Genomic DNA, 21264 nt, shown 5'->3' on the forward strand with positions numbered 1-21264 from the left:
CTCTTGCCTGTGCCGTTTGCGGACTATTGTGGATCTGTTTAGAATAGCCTCAGGATTTTGTCCAACTCGACCATGACCTCTGACGGCGCAACTTGACGGGCCACATCAAGCATTCGCGTTTGCGCCATTCCCCATTGCGCGCCGCCAAATTCCTTGGAAGCGCGCTCAACTCCTTCGCTGATTGCCGAAACATCCGTGCTGTCGACGAAGTAGGGATAATCGGCGCCCAGATAATACTCGGCATCATGGACCTGCCGGTTCACCAAAACATTTGCTCCGATCACCGCTGCATTAAAGCCTTTTGTAAATGGCTTGGAAGACAAGATACCACGGGTAAGAGCCGAGCTTGGATCACGCGTACATATGTGAAAATTGGCCTCTGACAAGCGTGCGATGAACGCGTTTACATCCCCTTTGCCGTTGTAACCAGGCACAACGGCCTCCTTCGCCAACTCAGATGGCAGCACCACATTTTCGGGCAGTCCAAAGTATCCCAGCTTGAATCCGCTCACCGGTGCGGACCCTGACACAAGGCGTGGGTCCGCGTGATGTCGTAAATGCCGAACCTGCGCACCTGGGGTTGGATCAAGCGCAGGCAATCCTTTGCACAACATCCGCTCGCTCTCATACGAGGCGGCGAGGTGAACATCGACGAAACCGGGCTCAAACGGTCCTGCAACTACATCCAGATGATCCACGCAAATTCCTGCAGCGACCTTCTTCAAAGATGCTCTGAGTTCCGGCCCCAGATTCGATGCCGCACTTTTGTGAAAAATCACGATTGCACCTTTGCACCCCTCGACAAAACGCCGACACGCATTTGCCCGTGCGCTCTTGGGTGCTAAAGCAACCTCGAAAGTGTAACGGTGTGACAAATGCGCGTTGGCCATGGCGGCCAATTGATCGACTCGCATCGCTTTACCGCCCATTGTTTTCTGGCCGATGCGATATGCAAATATTACCTTCATACCCAACAGCCCGATGCAGCCAAGACGGAACGCTCACTCCCTAAAGGTGCTACAGCCCGCAGGGCACATTGCCAAGGGTCAGCTGTTCTTAGCTGATGTTCTGTCGATTTTGCGGGATCACCTCATAACCCGGCTCTTCCGGTTCATCATCGAGCATTTCGGGTGGGAAGCCCGGCGCCTGAATTGTCATGCCCGTGGCGTCTTCGAGGCGTTTGATGATGTTCGGCGAAAGTTCGCGATCGCCATAGCGTGCGATACCGTCCTCGACTATCCCGATCATTACCGGGTTAATTTCCAGCGGCACGCCAGCACGGTCAGCGACCTCCTGAAACAGGCCGATGTCCTTTTTGACAAGATCCATAGTGAACGAGATATCGCGAGACCCGTTCAGGATGACCTGACTTTCGGTTTCATGCACAAAAGACGTGCCCGAGGAAATCTTGATCGCCTCGTAAGTTGTTCCCAGATCCATTCCTGCCGCCTTGGCCGTGACCAGAGCCTCGGCGCAGGTGATCAGATTGGCCGTGGCCAGATAATTGGTCAGCACTTTCAGCACCGAGGCCGACCCGAGATCACCTGTATGCAAGACACGCCGCCCCATCGTTGTCAAAAACGGCAATATCCGTTCGAAGGTTTCTCGGTCGCAGCCCGCAAAAATCGATATGTTGCCTGTCGCAGCGCGGTGGCATCCGCCCGAAACCGGGCAATCCACCGCCGCCCCGCCACGCTCGATGACCATGTTGCCCAACCGCTTGACCTCGGCCTCGTCGGTTGTGGACATCTCCATCCAGATTTTACCAGCGCTAACCTCTGGCAGCATCTCCTGCATCACAGCATCCGAGGCCGCAGGTGATGGCAGGCAAGTGATCACCACATCACAATCCCGCATCAGATGGGCGGGACCGTCAGCGGCTTTGGCGCCTTGCGCTACAAATTCGGCCACCAATTCGGGATTCAGGTCATGGACCGTCAGATCAATACCATTGCGCAACAGCGAACCCGAAAGCTTGCCGCCCACATTCCCCAGCCCGATAAACCCAACTTTCATGAACCAAATCTCTCCGTTTGCTACTTGTGGGTCATGCCAGCACGTCCACCCAATCGGATCATGCCGCGCAGCGACGCGAACAGGTCGCTTTTCATCCCCCTGCTCGCCCGAACTGCGCGACACGCTTGACAAGCTGCCTGCAGGTGCCGCATGAGCCTTGCGTTGGTGTCTGCAACAGCAGATGAAAAGGGAATGCGTCAGCGGTCATCCGTGAAACGCAGCCGCCCCCGCGACCGTGACCGGAGAGGGTGCCCAAAGCCACTGGCCAAATGGCCGGGAAGGCGGGACATCCGACAGGGCAATGCCCTGACATCCGCAAGCCGGGAGACCTGCCAGCGCCCGAAGATGAAACCGGACGGGGTGTTCCGGTGTCGGGTCCATGTCGCAATACGTGGCCCGCATGAAACCCCGTCCCCCACGAAGAGGATTTGGGGGGATGAGAGACATGACCGAGACAGCACCCGTCGAGTTGCTGGTCTGTACCACGTGCCGTCGTGGGTTGCCCGTCGAAGATGACGCGCAACGGCCCGGTGCATTGCTGCACAAAGCGCTTGAACAGGCCGATCTGCCCGAAGGCGTTACACTAAAGGCCGTCGAATGCCTGTCAAATTGCGATGAAGGATGTTCCATCGTGCTGCGCGGTGGCCTGTCACGCTGGACCTTTGTCTATGAACATCTCAATGAAACCGATCACGTTGAGACCATTGTCGACGGTGCAACCAAGTACCTCGCCACGGAAGACGGCTTGGTGAAATGGCGCGAGCGCCCCGAACATTTCCGCAAAAACTGTGCGGCCCGCATTCCCCCGATTGGAGCCCTGAAATGAGCAACCTCGAAAAACTCCCCGTTACTGTGATCACCGGCTTTCTCGGATCAGGCAAGACCACGTTGGTCAAGCATTTGATGCAGAACCCTCAGGGCAAGCGTCTGGCCGTTGTGGTCAACGAGTTCGGCGATGTCGGCGTCGATGGAGATATCCTGAAATCCTGCGCCATTCCCGATTGCCCGGCGGAAAACATCATGGAGCTTGCCAATGGCTGCATCTGCTGCACCGTGGCTGATGATTTTATACCCACGATTGAAGCGCTGATGGCACTTGAACCACGCCCTGATCACATCCTGATCGAAACCTCAGGCCTTGCTTTGCCCAAACCGCTGTTGAAGGCTTTCGACTGGCCGGATATCCGCTCAAAAATTACTGTCGATGGCGTGATTGCGCTGGCCGACGCCGAGGCTGTCGCCGCCGGTCGCTTTGCCCCGAATGTTGCAGCAGTGGACGCCCAGCGCCTGGCTGACGATTCGATCGACCACGAGACGCCTTTGTCCGAAGTGTTCGAGGATCAGATTTCGTGCGCCGACATCATCTTGCTGACCAAACCTGATCTGGCCGGGCCCGAGGGTGTAGCCAAAGCAAAAGAAATCATCGCCGCCGAAGCGCCGCGCCCGCTGCCCGTGGTCGAGGTCGCCGAAGGTGCGGTGGATGTCCGCGTCGTGCTGGGGCTGGAAGCCGCCGCCGAAGATGACATGGACGCCCGTCCGTCGCATCATGACGGTCATCACGACCACGAGCATGACGATTTCGAAAGCATCATCGTCGAGTTACCCGAACAGACCGATCCGGCAGCGCTGGTCGCCAATATTGAACGGCTGGCCAACGAGCTGAACATCTTGCGAGTCAAAGGCTATGCCGCCGTTCACGGCAAACCGATGCGCTTGCTGGTGCAGGCCGTCGGTGCCCGTGTTCGTCATCAATACGACCGCCTGTGGGAACCCGGAGAAGAGCGCCGCTCGCGTCTGGTGGTCATTGCCGAACACGACAACATCAAAGAAGCCGCGATCCGCGACATCCTTGTGGGTGTGCGAGAGGCCGCCGAGTAAATTATGCACGTCGTCTTCCGCGAAAGCCACGGGTTAGAGGAAACCGAGACCCCAACCGATCTGGGCCAGAGCCAGGCGGATTTGGTGATCCTGTCATTCTCGGACAGTGACCTCGGCGCTTTCGCGGCAGGCTGGCATCGCGGTGGCGGGCCCGAGGGGCGGATGCCAACGATGCGGCTGGCAAACCTGACGGCGTTGAAACATCCCCTCTCGGTCGACACTTACATCGAACAGACACTAGATGGCGCCAAGGGCATCCTGATCCGTCTGATCGGCGGTGTTCCCTATTGGTCTTATGGGTTGCAGCAGGTTCTGGCCCTGGCGCAGGCCAAGGGCATCGCTCTGGCCGTTCTACCTGCGGATGGGCGCGAGGATACAAAGCTGGACGACTACTCGACCCTGCCTGTCTCAACCCTGCGGCGGCTGGCGCATCTGTGTGATGCTGGCGGAGAGGTCGCGGCGCAGGCTGCTTTGGCGCAGGTGGCGCTGGCGGCGGGGCTTTATGCGGGGCCGGTGATGGGGGCGAAGACGCTGCCTAACTACGGTGCGTGGTGCCCGGATCGTGGGGTGATCCCGGCGGACAACGCGTTCGTTGGAGAGGCAAAACGTATCCTCGTGACCTTCTACCGCGCCTACCTTACCGCGGCTGACACGGCCCCTATCGCGGCTTTGATCCGCTGCCTGCGTGCGCGTGGTTTCGAAACCGTCGGTCTCTACGCGCCTTCACTGAAAACCCCCGCTGCCGCCGATTGGCTGCGCGAAACCATCGTGAATATGAGGCCCTCGGCGATCATCAATGCCACGTCCTTTTCCGGCAAGGGCGCATCGGGCACGTCTCCGTTGGATGCTGGAGGAGTGCCGGTGTTTCAGGTCGCGCTGTCCACTTCGCGCCGTAAGGCATGGGCCGAGTCGGAACGCGGGCTGTCGCCTGCGGACCTTGCCATGCACGTCGTGCTGCCCGAGGTGGATGGTCGGATTTCTGCCGGCATCGCCTCGTTCAAAGAACCTGGCAAACGTGATCCGCATCTGGAATACGCCCGCTTTGCCCACCGGGCAGAGCCCGAGCGGATCGAGGCGATCATCGACCGCGTGACCGGTTGGCTGAACCTGCGCGAAAAGCCCAAAGCTGATCAGGTGCCCGCCTTGGTCCTGTCCACCTATCCCGGCAAGGACTGGCAGATGGCCCATGCGGTGGGTCTGGATGCTCTTGCCTCGGCCGAGGCAATTCTGTGCGACCTTCAGGATGAAGGCTACGATACAGCCCCGGCCGAGCCGATTGCCGAAACGCTCTTACATGCGCGCATTTCCTGGCCGTTGGCGGAATATCTTACTGCGCTTTCGAACTTGCCAGAACAACTGCGTACCGACCTGCAAACCGTCTGGGGCAGCCCCGAGCACGACCCCACGTTCGCAGACGGTGCGTTCCGGTTCACTGCGCTGCGTCGTGGCAAGGCGCTGGTCGCGCTACAGCCCGAACGTGGAACGCCTGAACTGCGGGATGACGACTATCACGACCTCTCTCGCACACCGCGCCACAGCTACGTTGCGTTCTACCTTTGGTTGCGCAAAAGCCTCGGCGCGGATGCTCTGATTCATATCGGTGCGCATGGCACACTGGAATGGTTGCCCGGTAAGTCGGTCGCGCTGTCCCATGAATGCTGGCCCGAGGCTCTGATCGGTGAACTGCCGGTGATCTACCCCTTCATCGTCAACGACCCCGGCGAGGCCGCGCAGGCCAAGCGCCGGATCGGAGCTGTAACGCTGGGCCATGTCCCTCCGCCCCTGAAAGAAAGCGGTACGCCTGACCGGATGGTGCGGCTGGAATCGCTGCTGGATGAGTTCTCGAATGCGGACGGCTTGGACCCGAAACGCCGCGACCGTCTGCAGGAGGATATCCGGGATGAGGCGCGGGCCATCGGGCTGGAGCGCGATCTTGGTCTCGATCAGGCCACCTGCATCGCCGAAGCGATCACCCGCATCGACCGCTTTGTCTGCGACATCAAGGAAAGCCAGTTTGGCGACGGGCTGCACATCTTTGGTCGGGTTCCGGACGTAACGTGCAATTTCGATCCCGCCCCTTCGGCACATGCCGAGCGCCGCGCTTTGATCGACGCATTGGCGGGCAAACGGATTGAGGCCGGGCCGTCCGGTTCCCCCTATCGCGGTCGCACAGATGTACTGCCGACGGGGCGGAACCTTTACACCACCGACCCGCGCTCGGTGCCGACCCGTGCTGCGTATACACAAGGCGTGAAACTAGCCGAAGAACTGGTGCGACGGCATCTGCAAGAGGAAGGCGATTATCCCAATGGGTTAATCATTGATCTCTGGGGCTCGGCCACGATGCGCACAGCCGGAGAAGAATTCGCCATGGCGCTGCACCTTCTGGGCGTGAAGCCGGTCTGGGACAAAGGGTCCGAGCGGGTCTCGGGCATCGAAGTTCTACCGATCACTGAGCTCAGCCGCCCGCGTCTGGACGTGACCCTACGGGTGTCGGGTTTGTTCCGCGATGTGTTCCCGACGCTCTCAGCTCTTTATGGTCAGGCCGTGCGGGCGCTGTCAGCGCGCGATGAAGCGCAAGACTGGAATCCTTACGCCGGGCAAGCCCCTGCGGCACGGGTTTTTGGCCCCGCTCCTGGCAGTTATGGCCTGAACATGACCCACCTGTCCGAGACCTATACAGATGAAGCGCGCGCACAGGCCGGTGAGGCCTGGCTTGAAGCCAGCTCTTTCGCGTTGGAAGGCGAGCATATTGCACAGGACAAGGACGGTATCACCCAACGCGTTGCCAACGCAGACAGCTTCGTGCACCTGCAGGACCTGACGGAAACAGACCTGCTGTTGGCCAATGATTACGCCACGCATGAGGCCGGGTTTGCTGCCGCCAAGAACCTCACCGGCGGTCGCGCACAGCTTTATCATCTGGACAACACCAACCCAGAGACCCCGCGCGCGCGCACCCTGCCCGAGGAAATCAGCCGCGTCGTTCACGCACGCGCCGCCAATCCTGGCTGGATCGCCGGAATGCGGCGACACGGGTTCCGGGGAGCAGCCGAGATCGCGGCGACGCTAGATCACATGGCCTCGTTCGCGCATCTCTCTGGTACGGTCGCGCCACATCTGTTCGATCTTTACCACGATGCCACGCTGGGCGACGAAGAGGTTGAGGCCTTCCTGCAAGAGGCCAACCCGCAGGCTCATCAGGCCATGCAGGATCGGTTCCGCGCATTGCTGGAAGCCGGTCTCTGGGATACACGCCGGAACTCGATCCGTGCCGATCTGGAGGGGCTGGGGTGAGCGCCCCCATCGTCCAGGGCTGGTGCCCCGGGGCGCATCGCCCAATGATGTCGGGCGACGGCCTGGTCGTACGGGTACGCCCCCGTCTGGCACGACTTGATACTCAGCAAGCCTTGGGGTTGTGCAAACTGGCCGATCGGTTTGGCAACGGCACAATCGACCTGACAAACCGCGCCAATCTGCAACTGCGCGGCGTATCCGAGGCTGATCACCAATCCCTGCTGACCGAGCTCGCTGCGCTAAACCTGCTTGATGCTGAACCCGGCATCGAAGTGCGGCGCAACATTCTGGTCTCACCTCTCTATCGGACAGGCGACTTGACGGCACGTCTGGCACGCGAATTGACCGATCGGCTTAATGAGCTACCCGCCCTGCCCGCCAAGTTCGGCTTTGCAATCGATACGGGTCCACAGCGTTTGCTGGCAAAGGCTTCGGCGGATATCCGGCTTGAGACTGGCGCGGAAGGTCTGATCTTGCGCGCAGATGGAGCTGAAACCGGGCGGCTGGTCTCAGATGTTGACGCGATTGACCAATTGATCGCATTGGCACGCTGGTTTGCTGAAAACCACACTACCGAAACCCGCCGCATGGCCCGTGTGATCACCGCGTTTGACCTGCCCGACACGTGGCAAGGTAGCGCTCCGGGCCATTCTGGCGCACCGCTTCAGCCAGGCCCTTGCACACTGGGTTCGCTCTATGGCGCTGCATTCGGACAACTGCCCGCGCGGCACCTTGGTGAGCTTCTCGAAAACAGCGGCGCATCCGCCTTGCGGGTCACACCGTGGAGGCTGATCCTGCTGGAAGACGGGGAAAGGATTCCGGCCCCCGAATTTGTCACCGATGGCACCGATCCCTTGATGACCACCGACGCCTGCCCGGGGGCTCCGCTCTGTCCGCAGGCGCACGTGGCAACCCGCGACATCGCCCGAGCTCTGGCGCCGCGGGTCGCTGGCAGCCTACATGTCTCGGGTTGCTCCAAAGGCTGCGCCCGGATGGGGTCTGCTGATGTAACTTTAGTCGGTCACAACGGTCGATTTGATCTTGTCAAACAAGGCCGCGCGGGGGATGAGCCCAGCAAGCGCGGGCTGACGCCTGAAACACTTATGACCATGGACCTGACCTGATGCCCTATGAATACGAAACCGACGGCGCGGCCATCTACAAGCAAAGCTTTGCCACTATCCGGTCAGAAGCTAATCTGGCCCGTTTCGACGCTGATGAAGAGCAGGTCGCCGTACGCATGATTCACGCCGCCGGGATGGTCGGGCTTGAGGAATTCGTGCATTTCTCGCCCGGTTTTGTCCGTGCCGCTCGTACTGCACTGGAAGCTGGCGCACCAATCCTGTGCGATGCCCGCATGGTCAGTGAAGGCGTGACCCGGTTCCGCCTGCCCGCGGACAACGAGGTAATCTGCACCCTGCATGACGAACGCGTCCGCCCTCTGGCCGCCGAGATGGGCAACACCCGTTCCGCCGCTGCGCTGGAACTGTGGCGCCCCAAGTTGGAAGGCGCCGTGGTCGCCATCGGCAACGCCCCCACCGCCCTGTTCCACCTGCTGAACATGCTGGAAGACCCGGATTGCCCGCGCCCTGCCGCCATCATCGGCTGCCCAGTCGGCTTTGTCGGAGCCGTCGAATCCAAGGATGCGCTGTGGCAAGCGCAACCCGTACCCTCCTGCATCGTCAAGGGTCGATTGGGTGGCAGCGCCATTACCGTAGCCGCCATCAACGCCATCGCGAGCCGCGCGGAATGAGCGCGGGCAAAATATTCGGCGTAGGCCTCGGCCCCGGTGATCCGGATCTGATGAGCGTCCGTGCAGACCGTCTGTTGCGCAATGCACGCCATGTTGCATTTTTTCGCAAACCCGGCCGCAGCGGCCAGGCGCGCAAGATCGTCAATGGAATGATATTGGGTGATGCGATCGAGTTTCCGATGGAATATCCTGTCACTACCGAAATTCCGGTCACGGACCCAAGATACAACGAACTCCTATCGGTGTTTTACGAAGACTGTGCGGCCCATCTGAAGTCGCTTGTCGAACAGGGTGACGATGTCGTTGTCCTGTGCGAGGGCGATCCATTCTTCTATGGGTCATTCATGCATCTTTACAATCGGTTGCGCGACAAAGCGGATGTCGAAGTTGTACCTGCCATTACCGGTATGTCCGGCGCCTGGACCGCGACTGGCGACCCCATAACCTGGGGTGATGACGTGCTGACCGTTTTAGTCGGCACACTGCCCGAAGACACGCTGACCGAGCGCATGGCGCAGACTGACGCGCTGGTGGTGATGAAGATCGGGCGCAATTTCGACAAGGTGAAACGCGCATTGAAAAAAGCAGACCTCTATGACCGTGCGTGGATCGTGGAATACGCGCAAATGCCAAATCAGAGGGTCTGCAAACTGTCTGAGAACTGTGAAGGGATCACGCCTTATTTCTCGATCATTCTGGTTCATGGTCAGGGGCGGCGTCCATGAACGGTTGGGTCAAAATCGCAGGGCTTGGACCGGGAAGCGAAGCGCTGGTGACACCCGAGGTAAGCGCTGCACTGGCCGATGCAACGGATATTGTGGGGTATATCCCTTACGTAGCCCGCGTGGCCCAGCGCGAGGGATTGACCCTACACGCCAGCGATAACCGCGTCGAGATCGACCGCTCTCGGCACGCACTGCAAATGGCGTCAGAAGGAAAGCGCGTCGTTGTGGTCTCATCCGGTGACCCCGGCGTTTTCGCGATGGCCGCCGCCGTTTTTGAGGCACTGGAAAACGGCCCCGTCGAATGGCGCGACATTCCCATCGACGTTCTGCCAGGGATCACTGCAATGCTGGCAGCGTCGGCTCGTGCCGGGGCCCCTCTGGGACATGATTTCTGCGCCATCAACCTTAGCGACAATCTGAAGCCCTGGTCACTGATTGAAACGCGTCTGCGCCTCGCCGCGCAGGCGGATTTTGCCATGGCGTTCTATAACCCCCGATCCAAGTCCCGCCCGGAAGGTTTTGTAAAGACGTTGGAAATCCTGCGTGAAGAGTGCGAACCGGAACGCCTGATTCTATTCGCTCGCGCGGTATCGCGCGCGGATGAGGCATTGCGTATCTCGACCTTGGCCGAGGCCACGCCTGATATGGCCGACATGCAGACCGTCGTGATCGTCGGCTCTTCCCTGACTCGCGTGATCGAGCGCGACAGCTCTCCGATTGTCTACACGCCGAGGTTCACAGCCGTCAGGGATCAGGTATGAGCCAACCAATCCAAGACCTGTTCGACCTTCGCCAATTCTGTCCGCTGCGGCAGAACCGGACGGTCGATCATCAGAACCGGCAGTCCCAATGCCCGCGCGGCGTCCAACTTGGCCCGCGCGCCGGTGCCGCCCGCGTTCTTGGACACGATCAACTGCGTACCATGTCGCTCCATCAGCGCCCGATCCTCATCAAAATTGAACGGCCCGCGCGAAACAACCACGTCGCAGTTCAGCAACGGCACGGATTCCGGTTCATCCACCAGCCGCAGCAGATAGCGATGCTGGGGTTGGACCGCGAAGTCCTGAAGGTGCAACCGGCCAACGGCCAGAAACACGCGCCGGGCCGGGCCGGACAGGGCGTCAACCGCACCGTCGATATCCGGTACGTGCTGCCAATTGTCGCCCTCTTGCGCGACCCAGGCAGGTCGGGTCAGTGCGGCCAACGACGTTGCAGTCGCAGCGCAAGCTTCGACCGCATTGCCACTCATCTGCGCTGCAAAGGGATGGGTCGCATCGACAACATGGCTGATCCCATGATCGCGGACATAGCGCGCCAGCCCTTCCGCGCCACCAAACCCGCCCACACGCGTCGGTATGGGCTGCGGGCGGGGGGTATCGACACGCCCGGCATAAGAATAGGTGGCCGGAATACCTTGCTCGGCGACAGATTTTGCCAGAGCATTCGCTTCGGTCGTACCACCAAGAATCAGGAGGTTGGGCATGTCTGAAACTCCGTGGCTGACCGTTTTGGGTTTGGGAGAAGATGGACTGGATGGCCTGTCCCCCGCAAGCCGTCAAGTGCTGGATCGCGCCGAGGTCGTCATGGGTCCGCCGCGTCACCTGTCTCTGATCCCGAACAGCAAGGCCGAGCGGATTGAATGGCCGGTTCCCTTTGCCGACGGCCTGCCGATCCTGACTGGGTTGCGCCGACGCCGCACTGTGGTTCTTGCCTCTGGCGATCCGTTCTGGTTTGGCGCGGGGTCGGTTATCGCGCGCAATTTCGACGCTGCCGAATGGGCCGCCCTGCCCGGTCAGTCAACTTTTTCGCTGGCGGCTGCACGACTGGGCTGGCCTCTTGAGAACACGCTGACCTTTGGCTTACACGCCGCTCCGCTGACACGCCTGCGTCCGCATCTGGCACCTGGCCTGCGCGCCATTCTTTTGCTGCGTGATGGCAAAGCCGTGGCTGAGCTTGCAACTTATCTGGGTGAGACCGGCTTTGCCGATTGCGCCCTGCATGTGATGGAGGCGCTTGGCGGTCCCCGCGAGCGGGCACGCAGCGTGTCTTTGACCGAAGCCCTGCTTGGAACGTTCGAGCACCCGGTCTGTGTCGGGATTGACGTCGCCGGGGCGGGACAGGCCTTTCCCAAGGCTTCGGGTAAACCAGATGAAATTTTCGAGACTGACGGCCAGATCACCAAACGCCCCATCCGCGCGCTGACGCTCTCGGCTCTGGCTCCGCAGAGGGGTGAGCATCTGTGGGATATCGGTGGTGGAACCGGGTCAATCAGCATCGAATGGCTGATGTGTGATCCAACGCTGAGCGCTACCACAATCGAGCCGCGCGCGGATCGGGCCGAACGTATCCGTCGCAATGCGGACGCGCTTGGACAGGATCGGTTGCAGGTGATTCATGGCACCGCCCCCGAGGCGTTGGTGGGTCTCGATCAGCCGGATGCGGTTTTCATCGGTGGCGGACTGAGTGCGAATTTGCTGAATTGGCTTCACCAGAACCTTTCGGCCGGAACCCGGGTGATCGCAAATGCGGTGACCCTGGAAAGCGAGGCACTTCTGGCCGAGTGGCATGACAAGCTTGGCGGAGACCTTCTGCGCATCGAACTGGCACAGGCTTCGGCACTTGGCCCCCGGCGCGGCTGGAAGTCGGCCTACCCGGTGGTGCAATGGGGTCTCACACTATGATCGTTGCCGGGTTCGGTTTTTCGTCTTCTGCCACGCTGGCCAGCCTGCGGTCCGCCCTGGAATTGGCCACGGATGGGCAAACCCCGGACGCTTTGGCAACTGTCGCGGATAAGGACGGGCATACAGCCATCACCACGTTGGCCGATTCAATTTCTGTGCCGGTTCATTTCATCCCGGCAGATGATCTTGCCGGACATCGCACCCTCACCTGCTCACCTCGCAGCCGTGCCACATATGGTACGGGCAGCGTGGCTGAGGCATCCGCGCTTGCTGCCGCCGGGCCCGGCGCGCGGTTGATTTCACCCAGACAAATCTCGGACGACCGGCTTGCAACCTGCGCCGTCGCCATCGGAGGACACTCATGACCGTTCATTTCATTGGCGCCGGACCAGGCGCTGCCGATCTGCTGACTCTGCGTGGGCGCGATATCATCGCGTCCTGCCCGGTGTGCCTGTATGCGGGCTCATTGGTTCCCGAAGAAATTCTGGGCCACTGCCCCCAAGGGGCAAGGATCGTGAACACCGCGCCAATGGATCTGGGACAGATCATGGCCGAGATCGAATCTGCGCACAAAGCCGGGCAAGACGTGGCAAGGCTGCATTCCGGCGACCTGTCCGTCTGGTCCGCAATGGGTGAGCAAATCAGACGGCTGAAAGAAATGGGAATCCCGATCAGTGTCACGCCCGGTGTCCCGTCCTTTGCCGCAGCCGCCGCGTCATTGGGAACCGAACTGACGCTTCCGGGTTTGGCGCAATCTGTAGTGCTGACTCGTACACCCGGGCGCGCGTCCTCGATGCCCGAAGGCGAGACATTGGAAAATTTTGCCCGGACGGGTGCAACGCTGGCCATCCACCTATCGATCGGCAATCTGGACAAGGTCATCGAGGATCTGACGCCAGCCTACGGCCTGGATTGTCCGGTGGCGGTGGTCTATCGCGCAAGTTGGCCGGACGAACGGATCATCCGCGCGACCCTGTCCACGTTGAAAGACGCGCTGGACAACAGCATCTCACGCACCGCACTGATCATGGTCGGCCCCGCACTGGCAGGCGAAGGCTTCGACGAAAGCTGCCTGTATTCCAAAACCTACGACCGCCGCTATCGCCCGCAAAGCGCTGATAGCCCGTGGTCAAGTTGGAGCCATGGTGATGACTAACCCTCCGGGCCTTCTGATTTCCGCACCGTCATCGGGCACTGGCAAGACCACCGTCATGCTGGGGCTTTTGCGCGCATTGGCCGAAGACGGTCTGATCGTGCAACCGTTCAAGAGTGGGCCGGACTATATCGACCCGGCATTTCACCGGGCTGCGGCGGGGCGCGCCTCGTTCAATCTGGACAGCTGGGCGATGGGCGATCCCCTGTTGGGCGCAATTTCGGCACAGGCAGCGGGTGCGGATATCGTGGTAGCCGAAGGGTCGATGGGCTTGTTCGACGGTGTTGCCAAGCCCGGAGAGCTGGGCCATGGGTCGAGCGCCGAGACAGCACTGCGCCTGGGATGGCCGGTCGTTCTGGTTCTGGATGTCGGGGGTCAGGCGCAATCGGCTGCGGCGACCGCGCTTGGGTTTCGGATGTACAACCCTGACCTGCCCTTTGCCGGTGTCATCCTGAACCGCTGTGCCAGCCCGCGCCATGAGCGTCTGACCCGACTGGGCATGGAACGTGCCGGACTGCCTGTTCTGGGAGTTCTTCCGCGCCGGGGCGATCTGACCCTGCCCGAGCGTCATTTAGGTCTGATTCAGGCGGTCGAACACCCCGATTTGGAAACCGCAATTGCCGGATACGCAGCATTTCTGCGCGAGCATGTCGATCTGGATGCGATCAAACGGGCGGCCTCCTCAGGCCCTTATGGGCCATCGTCAGTCGCGCTACCGCAACCTCCTGCGCAACGTATTGCACTGGCCCGGGATGAGGCGTTCTCATTCACCTATCCGCACCTTCTAGAAGGTTGGCGCAGTGCGGGGGCAGAGATTTTACCGTTTTCCCCGCTGGCAGACGAGGCTCCTTCCGCGGACGCCGATCTGGTCTGGCTACCCGGCGGATATCCGGAGCTCCATGCCGGGACGCTGGCAGCAGCGGATACCTTCTTGTCTGGATTGCGGAAACACGCAAACACCCGGCCCATACATGGAGAGTGCGGCGGGTACATGGCGTTGGGAGAAGTCTTGGTCGACAAGGACGGCGCCTCACATCAGATGGCAGGGTTGTTGGGTTTGAAGACGTCTTATCAGAAGCGCAAGTTCAACCTCGGTTATCGCAAGGCTGAACTACTGTCTCCGATGCCGGGATTTGCAACAGGTGCTGCCTTGAGAGGTCATGAGTTTCACTATTCCTCGATCATCGAACAGCCAGACGCGCCACTGGCACGCGTGTTCGATGCAGAAGGCGCCGAGGGCCCGCAGACCGGTTCGCGACGCGGCAATGTTACAGGTACGTTCTTTCACCTGATTGCGGAGGCCTCGGCATGACCGGATTTGTCTCCTTCATCGGATCCGGTCCGGGTGATCCGGAGCTGCTGACGCTCAAGGCCGTAGACCGGATGCAGAAGGCCGATGCAGTGCTGTTCGATGATCTAAGCAGTGGCCCGATCCTGTCTCATGCGCGTGACGATGCGGATCTGGTTGGCGTCGGCAAACGCGCTGGACGACCCTCGCCCAAGCAGGATCACGTTAGCCGGTTGCTGGTGGAATATGCCCAGACCGGCCAGCGTGTCGTACGGTTGAAATCAGGTGATGGAGGTTTGTTCGGGCGTCTGGAAGAAGAATTGGTCGCACTGCAGGCCGCCGGAATCGAATATGAGATCATACCCGGCATCCCTTCGGCCATTGCAGCAGCCGCAGCCGCTGGGATCCCCCTGACGCGACGCCTGACTGCACGTCGCGTTCAGTTCGTCACCGGGCATGACGTCAGCGGCAAGTTACCGGCTGATCTGAACCTTCCAGCTCTGGCTGATGCAGGCGCGACGACTGTGGTGTTTATGGGCAAGCGCACTTTTCCCTTACTGGCAGAGGCTTTGAACGCGCATGGTCTGCCCCTGGATACTCCCGCGTTGATGGCCGAATCTGTTTCGACCCCTGATCAGTCGCTGCATCGATCGACAATCGGAGAGCTGTCTGAAAAGCTGCGCGCCGAGATCGGAACCGCCCCGGCGCTGATTTTGTATGGCCCACTGGCAGAGTTCGATGATGTTTGACCTGAACTTGATCGGGATCGGCACCGGCAACCCTGACCACCTGACCTATCAAGGCGCGCAGGCGATCAGGGCGGCGGATCTGATCCTGATCCCGCGCAAAGGAGAGAACAAAGCCGATCTGGCCGGGTTGCGCGAAGATATCATTGCCCAGGTCACGGATACCGCTCCGGTTATTGCCTATTTCGACATTCCAAAACGCCGAGCCGATGATGGCTATCTGCGCGGTGTTGATGAATGGCACGATACTATCGCTTTGCGCTGGCAAGAGGCGATTTCTGCGCACCCCGACGCGCAAAACGTGGCTTTGCTGATCTGGGGTGATCCGTCGCTTTATGACAGCTCATTGCGGATCGCTGCACGGCTGGCGCCGCAACCGAATGTCCGCGTGGTGCCCGGCATAACGGCGTTGCAGGCGCTCACAGCGGCCCATGCGATCCCAATCAATGACCTTGGCGCCCCTTATGTTGTGACCACAGGGCGCCGAATTCGCGATGAGGGTTGGCCTGATGCAGCCTCGAAAGTCGCTGTGATGCTGGATGGCGAATGCTCGTTCCAAAGCCTCGAGATGGCAGACTACGACATCTGGTGGGGGGCTTATGTGGGCATGAAAGAAGAGATTCTGATCAAGGGGCCGTTGTCGGATGTTGCACAGGAAATTCTGGATACCCGTGCCAACGCGCGCTCTGACCATGGCTGGATCATGGATGTTTACCTGCTGAACAAACGCACAAAGCGATCTACCGGACCCACAGGATTGTGAGCACGGTTTCATCGCTTTTCTGCCATCAATTCCCCGATCACCCAAGGGAGGGAAGAAGATGAAGGCGTTCTGGACTGTAATATTCCTGCTGGCCCTGCCCGCCTGGGCCGACAGCATCGAACCACTTTCGGGGTGGGCGGTTTATCCCAGCGACAAAAGCTATGACGAGCTGGTCGGTGACACCAAGGCAGCCGTGAAGGAAAATGGCCTGATTGTTGTGACGCAGGCCGGGCCGACCAAAGCCGCCGCGGCGCGTGGTATCACCATTCCGGGCAACCTGGTGATCGGCGCATTCAACAACGACTATGCGGTGCGGGTTCTGGAAACCTCGGTCAATGCGATGATCGAGGCGCCCATTCGGTTCTACGTGACCGAGAATGAGAATGGCACCGCGACCCTGTCATACAAGACCCCAAGCTTTGTGTTTGCCCCATATTCAGATGAAGGCGGAGAGCGGCTGCGAGAGATCGCCGTTGAACTGGACGCAAAGTTTCAAGCCGTGGCGGAAAGCGCCGTCAAATAGTCACACTGACGTGAAGCTGCTTGCGTCCGGTCGCGTCCTCCGCAATCTGCTGAAAGATAACTTTGTCGGAGCTTGATTAATGCAGGACCTGTCCCCCCGCGCTGCGGATCTGTTGGCACAACGCCTTTTTGAGGCTGGATGCCGCCACGCGTTTGGTATGCCCGGCGGTGAGGTTCTGACCTTGATTGATGCGCTGGAAAGCGCCGGCATCACCTTTCATCTGGCCAAGCACGAAAATGCCGCCGGTTTCATGGCTGAAGCCGTGCACCATCGCGATGGGGCGCCCGCTATTCTGGTGGCCACGCTTGGCCCCGGCGCAATGAATGGAATCAACGTGGTTGCGAACGCTCTGCAGGATCGCGTTCCGATGATCGTGCTGACCGGATGTGTCGATGCGGATGAGGCGCTGACCTACACCCATCAGGTAATGGATCACGCGCAGGTCTATCACTCAATCACCAAAGGCACGTTCATGCTGACTGCTGACGGGGCCGATATCATCGCGGATAAGGCGGTGTCGCTGGCCAATCAGCCGCGCCCAGGACCGGTTCACATTGACGTGCCTATCTCGGTCGCAGACATCCGGGTTTCGAATACAAAGCGCCGCCGGTTGATCAAACCAGCCACTGTTGCGCCCGGCGGTGAATGTCTTGAAAAAGCGCGTCGCTGGGTAGCCGAGGCTGAGCGCCCTCTGGCAATCATCGGCTTGGATGTCCTCTATGATGACTCGCGTTGCGTTGTGCGCGCTTTCCTCGAACATTTCGACATTCCCTTCGTCACCACCTACAAAGCCAAGGGCGTGGTGCCCGAGGATCATCCGTTGTGTTTAGGTGGGGCGGGGCTGTCGCCTCTGGCCGACAAGTATCTGGTGCCATTGGTCGAACAGGCCGATCTGGTATTTTGCCTAGGCTATGACCCTATCGAAATGCGCCCCGGCTGGCGCGAGATATGGGACACGGAAAATAAGCGCGTCATCGATATTTCGGCCGTCATCAACGATCATTACATGCATCAGGCCGGTCTCAATCTGGTTGCCGACACAGGTGCCACTCTGGAGGCTATCGCCAAGGGTAACCCGGCACGCAAGACATGGCAAAATGGTGAACCGGATCAGGTCAAGGACGCGCTGACACAGGCCTTCCCAACCGACGAAGATTGGGGGCCAGCCGCAATCATTGCCGAAGCCCGTACCGTGCTGCCGGCGAAGACACTTGCCACTGCTGATAGCGGTGCGCACCGTATTCTTCTTAGCCAAATGTGGGAGTGCTCGGAGGAGCGTGGGCTGATCCAGTCGTCCGCGCTTTGTACCATGGGTTGCGCGGTCCCGATGGCGATCGGGTTGAAACTTGCCGAGCCTGACCGCCCCGTGATCAGCTTTTCGGGCGATGCCGGATTCCTTATGGTCGCCGGAGAGCTGTCGACAGCCGCCGAGTTGGGCGGCAACCCGATTTTCCTCGTTTTTGTCGACGCCAGTCTGGCTCTGATCGAATTAAAGCAACGTCAGCGCCAGATGGGCAATCGCGGTGTGGATTTTGATCGTCACGACTTTGCGGCCTTGGCGCGCGCCTTTGGAGGGTACGGTCACACTGTTCGGAACCGCGACGAATTGCGCTCTGCGCTGGATCAGGCATTGAAAGCCGACAAATTCACTGTCATTGCTGCGGAAATTGACCGTGGAGGATATGATGGCCGCATCTGAAGGACCGCTGAAGGGCGTCAAGGTATTGGACTTGTCGCGCATTCTGGCCGGACCCACCTGTACGCAGCTGCTGGGCGATTTGGGTGCCAGTGTCATCAAAATCGAAAACCCGGCGACCGGAGGTGATGACACGCGGCAATGGGGCCCTCCTTATGTTGAGGATGCAGAGGGCAACCGCTCGGACCTGAGCGCCTATTTCATGTCATCCAATCGCAACAAGAAATCAGTGGCCTTGGATATCGCCTCGGCGGAAGGTCAGGCGGAAATCCGGCGATTGGCGTCACATGCCGATATTCTGATCGAGAATTTCAAACCCGGAGGTCTTGCTAAATACGGGCTCGACTACGCCTCGATTTCCAAAGAATTCCCCAGCCTCGTTTACTGTTCGATCTCAGGTTACGGGCAGACCGGCCCCAACGCATCGAAACCCGGCTATGACCTCATGGCGCAGGGTTATGGCGGGATCATGTCTCTGACCGGGGATGCTGATGGGGCACCGATGAAAGTGGGCGTTGGCATCGCTGACGTGATGTGCGGTATGTATGCCTGCGTCGGTATTCTGGCGGCACTTCGCCACCGTGACCTGACCGATGAGGGTCAGCAAGTTGACCTCGCATTGGTGGATTCTCAGGTGGCCTGGTTGATCAATGAAGGCGTGAATTATCTGACTTCAGGCAATGTCCCCCAGCGACGCGGCAATGGGCACCCCAATATTGTTCCCTACGAAGTTTATGCAACCAGCGACGGGCATGTGATTCTTGCGGTTGGAAACGACAGCCAATTCAGAAGGTTTTGTAGTTTCATCGAGAAACCAGAACTTGCTGACGATCCCCAATTTGCCACCAACCCAGCCCGACTTGAAAACCGGGACGCGTTAAATGCGGTCCTGCGCCCAGCGGTTCAAACGTTGGACACGCGCAGCGTGATCGCAGGTCTGGAAGACCTGAAAGTGCCTGTTGGTCCGGTACAAACACTGGACCAGGTTTTCGCCTCCGATCAGGTTCCCGCCCGGCAGATGCAGATCACGATGCAGGCCGCCCCTGGCGAAGTTCAATTGATTGGGAATCCACTGAATCTGTCGCTCACGCCTGTAACATATCGCAGTGCGCCACCGGTCTGCGGAGCCGATACACAGGCCGTTTTGAACGCGAAAAACCCCTTCGAAGATTGAAACACTCGGCCTGATTAGGCGGCAAGTTGCTGAAACATGCCTTTGAATCGGCGGTTTTTTTCGCGTTTTCCACACACAAGCTTTCACCAATTCGAGAGGTGGGTCGATACTGTTACGACCCGCCTGCACACTCTGCTACATCGAACAATGTAGAATACCGCAATCAGATTGGACCCGAGTATGAAACAAGACGTCTTTGGACAGATGAACACCCTGAACCAGCCCGCAAGCGTCGAGGCATGGGATGGTGTTCTCCTCGGGTTCATGGCGCATGCCGCTGTCACACCGCAACATCTGGGCAAGGTGCTGGAGCTTGAGCCGGACTTTGCACTGGGTCATGCGGTCAAAGGGCTGTTCATGGTTCTGCTGGGTCGGCGCGAAATGATCGCAGTCGCAGCCGAAGCATTGAGCGCGGCCAATACAGCGATGGAGCGCCAGCCGGTTTCAGCCCGGGAAAGGCTGTATGTCGAGGCACTGGGTTTGTATATGGCCGACCTTCCCTCACAGGCCATTCAGAAATTTGAAGAGATTCTGCGGGCGCACCCGACGGATACGCTGGCCATGAAACTCAGCCATGCGACCCGGTTCGTTCTGGGCGATTCGCAGGGGATGCGTCGGTCGATTGAGCGGGTGATGCCGGCCTACGAACCCGACCATGCCGGACGCGGTTACCTGCTGGGATGTCACTCTTTCGCGCTGGAGGAAACGGGCGCTTACGAAAAAGCGGAGATTGCCGGTCGTCAGGCATTGTGGATGGTCTCGGACGACGCCTGGGGGCTGCACGCCGTGGCGCACGTGCACGAGATGACCGGAAACGCGCAGCTGGGTCTGGACTGGCTGGCGGGGCGCGAGGATGCCTGGGCGCATTGCAACAACTTCCGCTATCACGTCTGGTGGCACAAAGCGCTGATGCATCTGGATCTGGGACAGGTCGATCAGGTGATGGCGCTTTACGATCACCACATCCGTCAGGACAAAACCGACGATTACCGAGATATCTCGAACGCCACCTCGCTTTTGTCGCGGCTTGAGCTTGAGGGCGTCGACGTAGGCAACCGTTGGGAAGAACTGGCCGATCTCAGCGCTGCCCGCACCGAAGACGGATGCTTGATCTTCGCCGACCTGCATTATCTGCTGGCGCTGACCGGCGACAATCGTTCGGACGCCACGGCCAACATGCTGCAGCGGATTCAGAATGACGCCCAGCGCAATCAGGGCGACACGCCAATCCGCATGTCCGACCCGGGCATTGCCGCCGCCAAGGGGCTTGAGGCCTTTGGAGAGGGTCTTTACGGTCAAGCCTTTGATTATCTTTCAAATGCCCGGGGTGGGATGCAGCTGGCGGGTGGCAGCCACGCCCAACGTGATGTATTCGAACGCATCACCATTGATTCCGGCCTGCGCGCCGGCCGACTGGATGCTGTCGAGCGCATCCTGGACGACCGCCGCGCCAAACGTGCCGGGGGTGAGGACAATTACGCCCTCGCCCGCCGCGAATTGATCGAGGCCGCACGCGACAGCGGCGACGCACAAAGCGTCCCTGCCGAATAACAACAAAAAAAGACCAAGAA

At 59.9% G+C, this 21264-nt stretch carries 20 protein-coding genes and 1 riboswitch; of the genes, 17 read left to right on the forward strand and 3 right to left on the reverse strand.

The window, feature by feature from the left end; genetic code table 11:
• Nucleotides 1–38 precede the first annotated feature (38 nt).
• Both BLU89_RS06180 and BLU89_RS06185 read right to left on the reverse strand, forming a co-directional pair.
• Entirely contained in the window at nucleotides 39–968 is a 930-nt protein-coding gene (locus tag BLU89_RS06180; protein ID WP_074735314.1) for a hypothetical protein, read from the reverse strand.
• Nucleotides 969–1056: 88 nt separating this feature from the next.
• Nucleotides 1057–2016: an NAD(P)-dependent oxidoreductase gene (locus BLU89_RS06185; protein WP_074735315.1), complete on the reverse strand. Its 960-nt coding sequence runs from the start codon at nucleotides 2014–2016 to the stop codon at nucleotides 1057–1059.
• A 146-nt stretch (nucleotides 2017–2162) separates the two neighbouring features.
• Nucleotides 2163–2367, forward strand: a riboswitch (cobalamin riboswitch).
• Nucleotides 2368–2461: 94 nt separating this feature from the next.
• On the opposite strand from BLU89_RS06185, the gene BLU89_RS06190 reads away from it, so the two are divergent.
• Genes BLU89_RS06190 through cobJ form a run of 7 tightly spaced genes read left to right on the forward strand, consistent with a single transcriptional unit; the run spans nucleotide 2462 to nucleotide 10430 of the window.
• The gene (locus BLU89_RS06190) at nucleotides 2462–2842 is read left to right on the forward strand and encodes a DUF1636 family protein (RefSeq protein WP_074735317.1); all 381 of its coding nucleotides are present in this window, start codon (nucleotides 2462–2464) and stop codon (nucleotides 2840–2842) included.
• Nucleotides 2839–3894, forward strand: coding sequence for a cobalamin biosynthesis protein CobW (gene cobW / locus BLU89_RS06195; protein ID WP_074735318.1), 1056 nt, complete (start codon nucleotides 2839–2841; stop codon nucleotides 3892–3894). Before BLU89_RS06190 ends, cobW begins: the two co-directional genes overlap by 4 nt.
• A gap of 3 nt (nucleotides 3895–3897) precedes the next feature.
• Complete coding sequence (cobN, locus tag BLU89_RS06200; RefSeq protein WP_074735320.1) at nucleotides 3898–7191, forward strand: cobaltochelatase subunit CobN; 3294 nt, start codon at nucleotides 3898–3900, stop codon at nucleotides 7189–7191.
• Nucleotides 7188–8315, forward strand: coding sequence for a cobalamin biosynthesis protein CobG (locus tag BLU89_RS06205; RefSeq protein ID WP_083347681.1), 1128 nt, complete (start codon nucleotides 7188–7190; stop codon nucleotides 8313–8315). The genes cobN and BLU89_RS06205 overlap by 4 nt, the downstream gene beginning before the upstream one ends.
• A complete protein-coding gene (locus tag BLU89_RS06210) occupies nucleotides 8315–8944 on the forward strand; it encodes a precorrin-8X methylmutase (RefSeq protein WP_074735323.1) in 630 nt (209 codons plus the stop codon). The genes BLU89_RS06205 and BLU89_RS06210 overlap by 1 nt, the downstream gene beginning before the upstream one ends.
• A complete protein-coding gene (locus BLU89_RS06215) occupies nucleotides 8941–9669 on the forward strand; it encodes a precorrin-2 C(20)-methyltransferase (protein WP_074735325.1) in 729 nt (242 codons plus the stop codon). The genes BLU89_RS06210 and BLU89_RS06215 overlap by 4 nt, the downstream gene beginning before the upstream one ends.
• A complete protein-coding gene (cobJ, locus tag BLU89_RS06220) occupies nucleotides 9666–10430 on the forward strand; it encodes a precorrin-3B C(17)-methyltransferase (RefSeq protein WP_074735326.1) in 765 nt (254 codons plus the stop codon). Before BLU89_RS06215 ends, cobJ begins: the two co-directional genes overlap by 4 nt.
• On the opposite strand, the gene BLU89_RS06225 is transcribed toward cobJ, so the two are convergent.
• Nucleotides 10421–11152, reverse strand: a complete 732-nt coding sequence (locus tag BLU89_RS06225; RefSeq protein ID WP_074735328.1) for a cobalt-precorrin-6A reductase — start codon at nucleotides 11150–11152, stop codon at nucleotides 10421–10423. The genes cobJ and BLU89_RS06225 overlap by 10 nt on opposite strands.
• Between BLU89_RS06225 and cbiE the strand changes: the two genes are divergently transcribed.
• From cbiE to BLU89_RS06275, 10 genes are all read left to right on the forward strand, one after another.
• A complete protein-coding gene (gene cbiE, locus BLU89_RS06230) occupies nucleotides 11151–12350 on the forward strand; it encodes a precorrin-6y C5,15-methyltransferase (decarboxylating) subunit CbiE (RefSeq protein ID WP_074735329.1) in 1200 nt (399 codons plus the stop codon). The two genes, BLU89_RS06225 and cbiE, sit on opposite strands and share 2 nt — an antisense overlap.
• On the forward strand, nucleotides 12347–12715 hold the full coding sequence (locus BLU89_RS06235; protein ID WP_074735330.1) for a cobalamin biosynthesis protein: 369 nt from the start codon (nucleotides 12347–12349) through the stop codon (nucleotides 12713–12715). The genes cbiE and BLU89_RS06235 overlap by 4 nt, the downstream gene beginning before the upstream one ends.
• A complete protein-coding gene (cobM, locus tag BLU89_RS06240; RefSeq protein WP_074735331.1) occupies nucleotides 12712–13506 on the forward strand; it encodes a precorrin-4 C(11)-methyltransferase in 795 nt (264 codons plus the stop codon). Before BLU89_RS06235 ends, cobM begins: the two co-directional genes overlap by 4 nt.
• Nucleotides 13493–14815 (forward strand): cobyrinic acid a,c-diamide synthase CobB, encoded by a 1323-nt coding sequence (locus BLU89_RS06245; RefSeq protein ID WP_074735333.1) that lies wholly within the window; start codon nucleotides 13493–13495, stop codon nucleotides 14813–14815. The genes cobM and BLU89_RS06245 overlap by 14 nt, the downstream gene beginning before the upstream one ends.
• A complete protein-coding gene (cobA, locus tag BLU89_RS06250) occupies nucleotides 14812–15540 on the forward strand; it encodes a uroporphyrinogen-III C-methyltransferase (RefSeq protein ID WP_074735334.1) in 729 nt (242 codons plus the stop codon). The genes BLU89_RS06245 and cobA overlap by 4 nt, the downstream gene beginning before the upstream one ends.
• A complete protein-coding gene (cobF, locus tag BLU89_RS06255) occupies nucleotides 15533–16300 on the forward strand; it encodes a precorrin-6A synthase (deacetylating) (protein WP_074736439.1) in 768 nt (255 codons plus the stop codon). Before cobA ends, cobF begins: the two co-directional genes overlap by 8 nt.
• A gap of 58 nt (nucleotides 16301–16358) precedes the next feature.
• The gene (locus tag BLU89_RS06260) at nucleotides 16359–16823 is read left to right on the forward strand and encodes a DUF302 domain-containing protein (protein WP_074735336.1); all 465 of its coding nucleotides are present in this window, start codon (nucleotides 16359–16361) and stop codon (nucleotides 16821–16823) included.
• A gap of 79 nt (nucleotides 16824–16902) precedes the next feature.
• Nucleotides 16903–18522 carry a thiamine pyrophosphate-binding protein gene (locus BLU89_RS06265; protein ID WP_074735337.1) on the forward strand — a complete coding sequence of 540 codons (1620 nt, stop codon included), beginning with the start codon at nucleotides 16903–16905 and terminating at the stop codon, nucleotides 18520–18522.
• Nucleotides 18509–19693, forward strand: a complete 1185-nt coding sequence (locus BLU89_RS06270; protein ID WP_074735339.1) for a CaiB/BaiF CoA transferase family protein — start codon at nucleotides 18509–18511, stop codon at nucleotides 19691–19693. The genes BLU89_RS06265 and BLU89_RS06270 overlap by 14 nt, the downstream gene beginning before the upstream one ends.
• Nucleotides 19694–19873: 180 nt before the next feature.
• On the forward strand, nucleotides 19874–21244 hold the full coding sequence (locus BLU89_RS06275; protein WP_074735340.1) for a tetratricopeptide repeat protein: 1371 nt from the start codon (nucleotides 19874–19876) through the stop codon (nucleotides 21242–21244).
• Nucleotides 21245–21264 lie beyond the last annotated feature (20 nt).

Source organism: Ruegeria halocynthiae (assembly GCF_900106805.1).
Taxonomy (GTDB): Bacteria; Pseudomonadota; Alphaproteobacteria; order Rhodobacterales; family Rhodobacteraceae; genus Ruegeria; species Ruegeria halocynthiae.